General features: G+C 62.1%; 10 protein-coding genes. 7 read left to right on the top strand and 3 right to left on the bottom strand.

What is annotated here, in order from left to right; translation table 11 throughout:
• Nucleotides 1-87: 87 nt before the first annotated feature.
• Nucleotides 88-2,454, bottom strand: coding sequence for a penicillin-binding protein 1A (locus HMPREF0178_RS16775; RefSeq protein ID WP_009380964.1), 2,367 nt, complete (start codon nt 2,452-2,454; stop codon nt 88-90).
• Between the two features lie 244 nt (nt 2,455-2,698).
• On the opposite strand from HMPREF0178_RS16775, the gene hisD reads away from it, so the two are divergent.
• The 4 genes from hisD to HMPREF0178_RS22860 all read left to right on the top strand — a co-directional run bounded on the left by hisD (nt 2,699) and on the right by HMPREF0178_RS22860 (nt 6,166).
• A complete protein-coding gene (gene hisD / locus HMPREF0178_RS16770; protein WP_009380963.1) occupies nt 2,699-4,000 on the top strand; it encodes a histidinol dehydrogenase in 1,302 nt (433 codons plus the stop codon).
• Between the two features lie 43 nt (nt 4,001-4,043).
• Nucleotides 4,044-4,940, top strand: coding sequence for a phosphoribosylaminoimidazolesuccinocarboxamide synthase (locus HMPREF0178_RS16765; protein WP_009380962.1), 897 nt, complete (start codon nt 4,044-4,046; stop codon nt 4,938-4,940).
• Nucleotides 4,941-5,268: 328 nt separating this feature from the next.
• Nucleotides 5,269-6,033, top strand: coding sequence for an enoyl-ACP reductase (locus HMPREF0178_RS16760; RefSeq protein ID WP_009380961.1), 765 nt, complete (start codon nt 5,269-5,271; stop codon nt 6,031-6,033).
• 1 nt (nt 6,034) lies between these two features.
• On the top strand, nt 6,035-6,166 hold the full coding sequence (locus HMPREF0178_RS22860) for a hypothetical protein (protein WP_255344682.1): 132 nt from the start codon (nt 6,035-6,037) through the stop codon (nt 6,164-6,166).
• A 96-nt stretch (nt 6,167-6,262) separates the two neighbouring features.
• Here the strand turns inward: HMPREF0178_RS22860 and HMPREF0178_RS22670 are convergent, their stop codons facing one another.
• Both HMPREF0178_RS22670 and HMPREF0178_RS16750 read right to left on the bottom strand, forming a co-directional pair.
• Nucleotides 6,263-6,592 carry an IscA/HesB family protein gene (locus HMPREF0178_RS22670; RefSeq protein WP_227327737.1) on the bottom strand — a complete coding sequence of 110 codons (330 nt, stop codon included), beginning with the start codon at nt 6,590-6,592 and terminating at the stop codon, nt 6,263-6,265.
• Between the two features lie 228 nt (nt 6,593-6,820).
• Nucleotides 6,821-7,159 carry an IscA/HesB family protein gene (locus HMPREF0178_RS16750; RefSeq protein WP_009380959.1) on the bottom strand — a complete coding sequence of 113 codons (339 nt, stop codon included), beginning with the start codon at nt 7,157-7,159 and terminating at the stop codon, nt 6,821-6,823.
• Between the two features lie 373 nt (nt 7,160-7,532).
• Here HMPREF0178_RS16750 and pyrR point away from each other — a divergent pair, with 373 nt between their 5' ends.
• From pyrR to HMPREF0178_RS16735, 3 genes are read left to right on the top strand one after another with little or no spacing between them, the layout of a single operon-like run.
• The gene (gene pyrR, locus HMPREF0178_RS16745) at nt 7,533-8,072 is read left to right on the top strand and encodes a bifunctional pyr operon transcriptional regulator/uracil phosphoribosyltransferase PyrR (protein ID WP_005029616.1); all 540 of its coding nucleotides are present in this window, start codon (nt 7,533-7,535) and stop codon (nt 8,070-8,072) included.
• A 35-nt stretch (nt 8,073-8,107) separates the two neighbouring features.
• Nucleotides 8,108-9,331, top strand: coding sequence for a replication-associated recombination protein A (locus HMPREF0178_RS16740; protein WP_005029614.1), 1,224 nt, complete (start codon nt 8,108-8,110; stop codon nt 9,329-9,331).
• A 9-nt stretch (nt 9,332-9,340) separates the two neighbouring features.
• The gene (locus tag HMPREF0178_RS16735; protein WP_009380958.1) at nt 9,341-10,138 is read left to right on the top strand and encodes a 1-acyl-sn-glycerol-3-phosphate acyltransferase; all 798 of its coding nucleotides are present in this window, start codon (nt 9,341-9,343) and stop codon (nt 10,136-10,138) included.
• Nucleotides 10,139-10,178 lie beyond the last annotated feature (40 nt).

Here is a 10,178-nt window from a genome sequence, read left to right as displayed (position 1 = left end):
AGGAGGGATGGGGGGGTGGGGGAAGGGAGGGGAAACCCTTCTCCAGAAAAGGCTTCCCCTCCCTTCCCCCCAATCTTCTCCCACCAGCTAAAACATCTGCTTCAGCAAATCCTCGCCGCGGGTGTTCACACCGGAAATGGCTTCCTCGGACGTGCTGGAACCAGGCTCCGTGCCCGTATAGAAGGGGAGCCGCAACCCGCCGCTCTCCACGAGATGCCCGCTGGTCTGGTCCACGTTCGCAAAGGAAATCCCGTCCGGCACCTCGAAGTCATCCGGCGGATACGCCTGAAACGCCGATTTCGCGTACTCGACGAAGATCGGCAGAGCCATGCTGCCCCCCGTGCCGCTACGGCCCATCGTCCGGGGCTGGTCGTACCCGACGTACATGCCCGTCACGAGATGCGGCGTAAAGCCGATGAACCACGCGTCCTTCCAGTCGTTGCTGGTCCCGGTCTTGCCCGCGACGGGCCGTCCGAGCACTTTGGCTTTCGTCGCCGTGCCCGCGTTCACCACTTCCTTGAGCAGGTAGGACATCACATAAGCGTTCTGCGGGGAAATGGCATCACGCAAATCGGGCTGAGACTCATAAATGGTTTCGTTCCAGAAGTTCTTGACCGAGAGGATGAACCGCGCCTTGCTGACCATGCCGCCGTTGGCGAAGGCGGTGTAGGCCTGCGTCATGTTCAGCGGCGTAACCGCGACCGCACCGAGGCTGACCGACAGCACTTCGGGGAAATGCGGCTCCAGCTCCAGATCCTTGGCCCGCTCAATGACTTTCTGGACCCCCATCTGCTGCACCACGCGGATAGTGCACAGGTTGCGGGACAGGGCCAGCGCCGTGCGCAGCAGGAGCGGCCCCTTGAAGTTTTTCTCGTAGTTGCTCGGACGCCACACGTCGCCGCTCTCAAGGAACTGCACCACGGGCGCGTCGAGGATGACGGAGGCCGCCGTAAAGCCGTTGTCCAGCGCGGCGGAGTAGACGATGGGCTTGAAGGACGACCCCGGCTGCCGGAACGCCTGCGTCGCGCGGTTGAACTGGCTTTCCTGAAAACTGTAGCCGCCGACCATCGCCACCACGTCACCCGTCTCAGGCTCAATGGAAATGAGCGCGCCCTGCAATTCCGGGACGCACTGGAGCGACAGGCGGATAGGCTTGTTCAGTTCGGCCTCATCCGGATTGTACGGGTTCTTGGGGTCGCTGACGGCGGCCACCCAAACGACATCACCGGATTCAAGGAACTTCTGCTTGCTGCGGAGCGTCTTCTTCGCCCAGCTCAGCTGCGCGTTGTCGATGAACCCGCTGTACTTCCCGAGACGTATATCCACGCCTTTGTCCGTGATCCGGGTGACGATGCCTTTAACCCGTTCGCCGTTCGCCAGCATGTCGGGGGAGAAATGCGATTTTTCGATGCGCTCTTTCAAGTCCGCCACCGGGATCTTTTCCACCGGTCCCTGCCAGCCCTGACGACGGGTAAAGTCTTCCAGCCCGGAACGCAACGCCTCGTCCGCCGCCATCTGCGCGGGAGGGCTCATAGCCGTCTGCACGGTAAAGCCCATCTGATAGACGGCATCCTCGCCGTAAACGGGCAACTCGATGCCGAGCCTTTTGGCGTTTTCCTCGCTGAACAGATCAATAAGCTGACGCCGCACCTCTTCCAGATACCATGCCCCCTGACGGCCCATGCCGTCCGCCATTTGCTTGAACACCAGCGGTTGCTTGAGCGCGGCGTCGTACTCGGCTTCCGTGATCCAGTTAAGCTCGCGCAGACGGCGCAGCACGTAGTGCTGGCGACCGATGGCGGCGCTCGGGTCACGGTAGGGGTTGTACTGGGAGGGAGCCTTGGGCAGGCCCGCGATGATGGCGCATTCGGCCAGCGTGAGATCTTTGGCGTTCTTCCCGAAGTACGTCCGAGCCGCAGCCTCCACGCCGTACGCGTTGGCCCCGAGGAAGGTCTGGTTCAGATAGATTGTCAGGATTTCATCTTTGGAAAGGTAATGCTCCAGACGGTACGCGAGGATGGCTTCCTTGATCTTGCGCTCGTAGCTGCGTTCAGGAGTCAGGAGCAGGCGCTTGATCACCTGCTGCGTGATGGTGCTGCCGCCCTGCCGCTTCGTGCCGGACTGGAGGTTGATAAGGAAGGCGCGGAAAATGGCGACCGGGTTCACGCCCTCGTGTTCATAGAATTCAGCGTCCTCAGCGGCCAGAAAAGCCTTGGGGAGCATCTTGGGCATCTGATCGAGCGAAATGAGGAAACGGTTTTCCCGATAAAAAGAACCGATGACGCTCCCGTCACGCGCCAGAACGGTGGTGGTGAGTGCGGGACGGTAATCGGCGATACGGGTAAACCCCGGCAAATCCCGGACAGCCCAAAAATAGACGCCAACCACGGCTGCGAGGCCGAGGGCCACGAGCACACCGATGATGGTTCCAAAAAGAAAAAACACTCTCTTCATGAGCAAGGCGATACCCTGTTTCCGCCCCTGCGTAAAGAGCGTGACGCACAATCAAAAAACGAAAACGGAAAACGATCCCGCCCATTGCCCGCGCCAATCCTAGAAATCCACTAGGGAAAACGCTCGGCGGGAGGCTCGACTTTCCGACGTTCCTGCTCTAAAGTCATCTGTTCTTACCAAGCCTCTTCATCATCCGGGGAGCCCCGGAGACGCCCCCGGTCCGCCGGAGGCCCAAGGAGTCATCATGACGTGTCGTTTGCTGTCGCTGTCGTCAGAAGCCATGTGGCCGGAACTGCTGCGGCTTCTGGAAAACCGCGACAACCCCGATCAGACCGTGGAAACGGACGTGCGTGCCATGCTGGACGCGGTCCGCAAGGGCGGCGACAGCGCCGTCCTCGAGTATGTCCGGCGGTTCGACTGTCCGGACATGCGGCCTCCCCTGCGCGTGCCCGCCGAGGAGCTGGAGCAGGCCGCCCGCGACATTCCCGCCGAAAGCCTCGACTGCATCAAACAGGCGGCGGACAATATCCGCGCCTTCCATGAAGCCCAGAAAGATCGCTCATGGTTCCTCACCCGCGACGACGGCACGATCCTCGGCCAGAAGATCGAGGCCGTGGACCGGGCCGGGCTCTATGTCCCCGGCGGACGCGGCGGCAACACGCCGCTCATCTCGAGCCTGCTCATGACAGCCATCCCCGCGCAGGCCGCGGGCGTCCGCGAAATCGCCGTGGTCACGCCGCCCCGCGCCGACGGCACCCTCAATCCGCATATCCTCGCCGCCGCGCATCTGCTCGGCGTGCATGAAATCTACCGCATGGGCGGGGCGTGGGCCATCGCCGCGCTCGCCTACGGCACCGAAACCGTCGCGCCCGTGGACGTCATCGCCGGGCCGGGCAACATCTGGGTGACCACCGCCAAACGGCTCGTGCAGGGCCGGGTGGGCATCGACATGATCGCCGGTCCGAGCGAAGTCCTCGTCCTCGCCGACGATTCCGCCAACCCCGAATGGCTCGCCGCCGACATGCTCTCGCAGGCCGAACACGACGCTCTGGCCTCCGCCATCTGCATCACGGACAACGAGGCGCTGGCCCATGCCGTCATCGCGGAACTGGAACGCCAGTCAGCCACCCTGCCCCGTGCCGACATCGTGCGCAAATCGCTGGCAGACTGGAGTGCCGTGGTCCTCGTGCCGGACATGGACGCCGCCATCGCCCTCGCCAACCGCGTGGCCCCGGAGCACCTTGAAGTGCTGATGCGCGAGCCGTGGTCCGTGCTGCCCCGTATCCGTCATGCGGGTGCGGTCTTCCTCGGCCCCTACGCGCCGGAGCCCCTCGGCGACTACTTCGCCGGGCCCAACCACGTGCTGCCCACGCTCGGCACGGCCCGCTTCTCCTCGGCCCTTTCCGTACAGACCTTCTGCAAACGCACCAGCATCATCGCCGCCAGCCCCGCCTTCGCCGCCGCCAATGCGGACGCCGTGGCCCGGCTCGCCCGCATGGAACAGCTCGAAGCCCATGCCCGCTCGATGGAATGCCGGAAGCAATAATTTCGTCAACGTTCAACCCACGCCAACGCTCAAAGGACGTCACATGAAAGTCACGACCAAAACCGACATCAAGGAATTCCCCTTGCTCAACCGGGGTAAAGTCCGCGATATTTACGATATCGACGACTCCACCCTGCTCATCGTCACCACGGACCGCATGTCCGCCTTTGACGTCATCATGAACGAGCCGGTCCCGTACAAAGGCGTCATCCTCAACCAGATCACCCTGTTCTGGATGAAAAAGTTCGCCCACCTCGTCAAGAACCACCTCATCGAAAGCGACGTGGACAAGTTCCCCGCCGCGCTGGCCCCCTACCGCGAAGAACTGGAAGGCCGTTCGGTCCTCGTGAAAAAGGCCAAGCCCCTGCCGGTGGAATGCATCGTGCGCGGCTACATCACCGGCTCCGGCTGGAAGGACTACAAGGCCACCGGTTCCGTCTGCGGCTACAAGCTGCCCGAAGGCCTGCTGGAGTCCGCCCGTCTCGAACAGCCGCTGTTCACCCCGTCCACCAAGGCGGAACTCGGCGAGCACGACGAGAACATTTCCACGGCCCGGGCCGCGGAAATCCTCGGCAAAGACATCGCGGATCAGATCGAGAGCATCGCCCTGGCCCTCTTCAAGGAAGGCCGCGCGTGGGCTGAAAGCCGCGGCATCATCATTGCCGACACCAAGTTCGAATTCGGCATGGTCGACGGCGAGCTGATCCTCATCGACGAAGTGCTGACGCCCGACTCCTCCCGCTTCTGGCCAGCCGAGGGCTATAAGGCGGGCCAGAGCCAGCCGAGCTTCGACAAGCAGTACCTCCGCGACTGGCTGTCCGGACAGCCGTGGGACAAGACCCCGCCGCCGCCCGCCCTGCCCAAGGAGGTGGTCGAAGCCACCCAGAACAAATATCTCGAAGCCTACCGCATTCTGACCGGCTCCGAGCTTGCTCTCTAATATAAAATGAGGGAAAAGCGGAGGAGGAACTCTTTATCTCAAAGAGCCTCCTCCGAGCTTGCCCGTATGCCCGCACTCCGCCCGCACCACTCGGCAGGCGGAAAACCGGGCGACGGAAACGCTTGCCGGACGCGTATGGCTGATGCCATCAAGCCCGTTCGCGGGAATTTCCGCACCACTCATTACCGGCCTCTGCAGCCTGGAAACCGCCTTTCCGCCGACGGCGGAAGGGAGATTCACGGATCATTCCGGTTTGCCTGTCACTGGGGGAGCTTTTCCCCGGCCGCCGGAGGCCCCTTTTCCACTCAGTACCAACTACGAGGAAATCATGCTGTTGAAAGACAAAAAGTGCCTCATCTTCGGGGTAGCCAACAACAGAAGCATCGCGTACGGAATCGCTTCCTGCTTTAAGGAACATGGCGCCCGGCTGGCGTTCAGCTATGCCGGTGAAGCCATCCACAAGCGCGTGGAACCCATCTCCGAGGAGCTCGGCGGTGAGTTTATCTTCCCCTGCGACGTGACCAGCGACGAGGACATCGCCGCCGCCGCCGCGCTCGTGAAAGAAAAATGGGGCGGCGTGGACGTGCTCGTCCATTCCGTCGCCTTCGCCAACTGTGAAGACCTGACCAAGCGCTTCATCGAAACCTCCCGCGACGGTTTCGCCACGGCCCTGAACGTCTCGGCCTATTCCCTGACCGCGCTCTGCCATGCCTTCGAGCCCATGCTGAACCCCGGCGCGTCCGTGCTCACCATGACCTACTACGGCGCTCAGAAGATCATCACCAACTACAACGTGATGGGCGTCGCCAAGGCGGCCCTTGAGGCTTCGGTCCGCTACCTTTCCGTCGATCTCGGCGCGAAGGACGTTCGCATCAACGCCATCAGCGCCGGCCCCATCAAGACGCTGGCTTCCTCTGGCATTTCCGACTTCAAGCAGATCTTCAATCACATTGAAGAACACGCCCCCCTCCGCCGCAACGTGACCACCGAAGACGTGGGCAAGGCCGCCGTCTTCCTCGCCTCCGATCTCGGCTCCGCCGTGACCGGCGAAATCATGTTCGTGGACTGCGGCTACAACAACCTGGGCATCTAACATGTCCGTCCTGCTGACGCTCGCCTTTCTCGTCGCCGTCGTCTGGCTGCTGGTCAAGGCGGAGGAAAAAGGCGTGCTGCATACCGGCGGGTGTCCCTGCTGCAATCAAGGGCGCCGCCAAAAGCGCTCTTAACCGCAGGCGTCCCCACGCAATCAAGGGACGGGCTCCTCACGAAAAAAGGCGGCGTTCTTCGGAACGCCGCCTTTTTGTCGTCAAATGCTATGGGAGCTAGTGGGTACCGCAGCTGCCGGAGGAACAACTTCCGCCACAACTGCTCCCGCCCGTATTGGCAAGGGGAATTTCGGGTTCGACGGAAAAGCCCATGTACGTCAGGTCGATGCTCACGCCGCCCACGGTTTCAAGAAGATCGCCAGCGATGCAAAAGGTAAATCCGTCCTGCTCAAAAACCTTGTCTTCGGGAGTAGGCTCATCCAGAGCCAGAGCGAGGCGCGGGCCGCGTCAGCCGCCAGCGGCGAGATACACGCGGATAGGCGTTTTTTCCTTGTCGGCAAAATACGCTTCCAGCTCGTGGGAAGCCGTTTCGCTAATCGTAAACATGGTTGTTTCCTCCGGAATAAATGATGAAGAGGGGAAACGGACAAATGCGGGAAAGCGCCATATCCGTCTTCTTCAGAAGGTAGTGTACAAAAGCCAAATGGCAAGGGAACCTTTCGTTAGGGCTTTTCTCACGGAATCGCTTTTTGCGCAACGGGAACCCCGCCGGATGGTTCGCTTTGAGCATATCGGTACGGGAGGGCCTTTCGGGGCTGTCCCGCAGCCTCAACCTTAATGGCAACCGCCGGAACTGCCGCAGCCGCCGCAGCAGGACGAGCAGCCGCCGCCGTTGCCGCCGCTCGGCAGGGGGATTTCGGATTCGACCACAAACCCCATATGGGTCATGCCGACGGTCACCGCGCCGACCTTCTCGACCAGTTCCTTATTGATGCAGAGCGTCAGGCCGTTGTCCTCGGACGTTTCGTCGTCCTCGCCGGGTTCGTCGAGGGCGAGGGCCAAGCGGGGCCCGCTGCAGCCGCCGGGAGCAAGGTACACCCGGATGGGGGTCTTTTCCTTGCCTTCAAAATACGCTTCAAGCTCTTTGCGAGCCTCTTCGGTAAGAGAGATCATCAGGTCCTCCAACGCAGCCTCATCCGTCGCTTTCGGTCTTTCGATAAAGGCTTTCTGCGGCTGCTTTCGGGATTTGTTAAGATTGGCGGTTCCGGCTTAACGCCCTTTGGGCGGGAAGGCCGTTCTCCCGGACACGCGGGCTGTTACAGGCCCTCGCTGCGACGGCCTGAGTGGGGATAACATAGTTGCCGGGCGGTCCTTGTCAAGCCTCCTTTGCCCCGCCGGAGCCGCCCCATGGGGCCGTCCCCGTGTATTTCATGGACAAATCCGATCTTTTCACTCTACAGGGAATAGTATATCCTGACGATCTCAAGGCGCGCGGGAGCCCGTCCCCTCGCGGCACACGTGCCCGGACCTCAAGAGGAGTTGCCCCATGAAAACCACCGTCCTTCTTCATGCCGACGAGATCGCCCGCGTTCTCGACCGTCTCGCCTGCCAGATCATGGAACGTCACGGAGACTGTGAACAGACCGTACTGCTGGGCATCCAGCGGCGCGGGGTCGACCTCGCCGTCCGTCTCGGCAAGGTGCTGGAAGACAAGCTCGGACGAAAGCTGCCCTTCGGCACGCTGGACATCAACCTGTACCGGGACGACTGGACCACGATGCACGCCCGCCCCACCATCGGCGAGTCCAACATCACCACACCTCTCGACAATAAAAACGTCATCCTCGTCGACGACGTGCTGTTCACCGGGCGCACGATCCGCGCCGCGCTGGAAGCCATCCTCGACTATGGCCGCCCCAAGACGGTGGAACTCCTTGTCCTCGTGGATCGCGGCCACCGCGAACTGCCCATCCACGGCGACTACGTGGGCCGCAAAATCAACACGGCCCGCTCTGAAAAGGTCAATGTCCTTATGGAAGAACGCGACGGCAGGGACGAAGTCGTCCTCGAAAGCGCCGACGCTTAACGATACCCGCCCCGGCGGGCAAGTTTGGAGCCTTCATGTCCCTGTCCCAGCCTCTGCCTGAACGCCTGCGCCCCTCCGAACTGGCTCTTTTCGTCGGACAGAGCCACCTCGCCGAGCGCCTGACCACGCTCTTGGAGGGCCCGCGCCTTCCGAGCCTGCTCCTGTTCGGCCCTCCGGGCTGCGGCAAATCCACGCTGGCCCTCCTGCTCGCACGCGCCCGGGGCGGCAACGTCCTGCGCCTGAGCGCTCCCGAGGCGGGTTTGCAGCAGCTCCGGCGCCAGCTTACCGGCGTCGATATCCTTGTGCTCGACGAGCTGCACCGCTTCTCAAAGGCGCAGCAGGACTTCTTCCTCCCGTTGCTGGAGTCCGGCGATCTCACCATGATCGCCACGACCACGGAAAACCCCTCTTTCAGCGTGACCCGCCAGCTGCTTTCGCGGCTGCACGTCCTGCGGCTGCGCCAGCTCGGGCGGCCCGAACTGCTCGAACTCGGCAAGCGCGGCGCGGCGGCCCTTTCCGTCACCCTGAACGACGAGATCCTTGATTTCCTTTCGACAGCGGCCCACGGCGACGCCCGGACCATGCTCAATCTGGTGGAGTACGCCTCGTCCCTGCCGGAAGAGAAACGCAACCTGCCCCACGTCAAGGCCACCCTGCCCGAGATCATGGCCCGCCACGACAAGGATGGGGACAGCCATTACGAATACGCCTCAGCGCTCATCAAATCGATCCGCGGCAGCGATCCCGACGCGGCGCTGTACTATCTGGCCTGCCTGCTCGAAGGCGGCGAAGATCCGCGTTTCATCTGCCGGAGGCTCATCCTGTCCGCCTCCGAGGACGTGGGGCTGGCCGATCCGCAGGCCCTGCCGCTGGCCGTCGCCTGCCAACAGGCCGTGGAGTTTGTGGGGATGCCCGAAGGCTACATCCCGCTGGCGGAAACCGTGGTCTACCTTGCCCTTGCGCGCAAGAGCAATTCCACCTACGCGGCCTACGCCAACGCGGCGCGGGAGGTGAAAGTCAACGGCCCGCAGTCCGTGCCCCTGCATCTGCGCAACGCCTCGACACAGCTCCAGCGCGAATGGGGATACGGCAAGGATTACAAATACCCGCACAATTTTCCGCAGGCGTGGGTGGAACAGGACTACCTCCCTCCCTCGGTCAGGAACCGCGTGTTCTACCAGCCCAAGGAATATGGGGAGGAGCCCCGCCTGGCAAGCTGGAGCAAGCGCCTGAAACGCACCAAACCCGAAAACCGTTAGGTCCCGCTCATGACGACATCTTCCCATCTGTTCGACGCCAACTGGTATCTGACGTCCCCGCGTACCCCTTCTTTCCTGAGCCGCATCAGCCCCAACCTGGGGTTCTACGCGCCCATGATCTGGATCGTGTTCAAGGCTGGCTGCAACGCCATGCGCAATCAATACGACGGCGAAGCATGGACCCAAAGCAGCGAGGGTATCGCGCACGCGCTCGAATCCGTGGGCTGCCGCATCGAAGCCACCGGGCTGGAGCATTTCCGTTCGCTGGAAGGCCCCTGCGTCTTTATCGGCAACCATATGAGCACGTTGGAGACGTTTGTGCTGCCTTCCATGATCCAGCCGTGGAAGGACGTGACCTTTGTGGTGAAGGAAAGCCTGCTGAAGTATCCCTTCTTCGGCCCGGTGCTCGGGTCGCGCGAGCCCATCGTCGTCGGCCGCAGCAATCCCCGTGAAGATCTCGTCGCGGTGCTTGAGGGCGGCGAGGCGAGGCTCAAGCAAGGCCGTTCCGTCATTGTTTTTCCGCAGAGCACGCGCAGTTCCGTTTTCGACCCCGCGCATTTCAATACCATCGGCGTCAAGCTTGCCAAGCGTGCCGGGGTTCCGGTCATTCCGGTGGCGCTCAAGACCGATGCGTGGGGGAATGGGAACCTCCTCAAAGACTTCGGCCCGGTGGATGTCAAAAAGACCATCCACTTTGAATTCGGTGCGCCCATGCGCATCGAAGGCACGGGCAAGGCCGAGCATCAGCAGATCACCGAGTTCATCATCGATCGCCTCGGCGTATGGGGGCGTGAGATTGGGGAATGATGAATGCGAAATTGGGGAGGGGAGGGAGAAACTTTCTTGA

The sequence above is a fragment of the Bilophila sp. 4_1_30 genome (genome assembly GCF_000224655.1).
Lineage (GTDB): Bacteria > Desulfobacterota > Desulfovibrionia > Desulfovibrionales > Desulfovibrionaceae > Bilophila > Bilophila wadsworthia.
The sequence above is the reverse complement of the archived record's forward strand: the minus strand, read 5'-3'. Positions and strand labels throughout refer to the sequence as shown.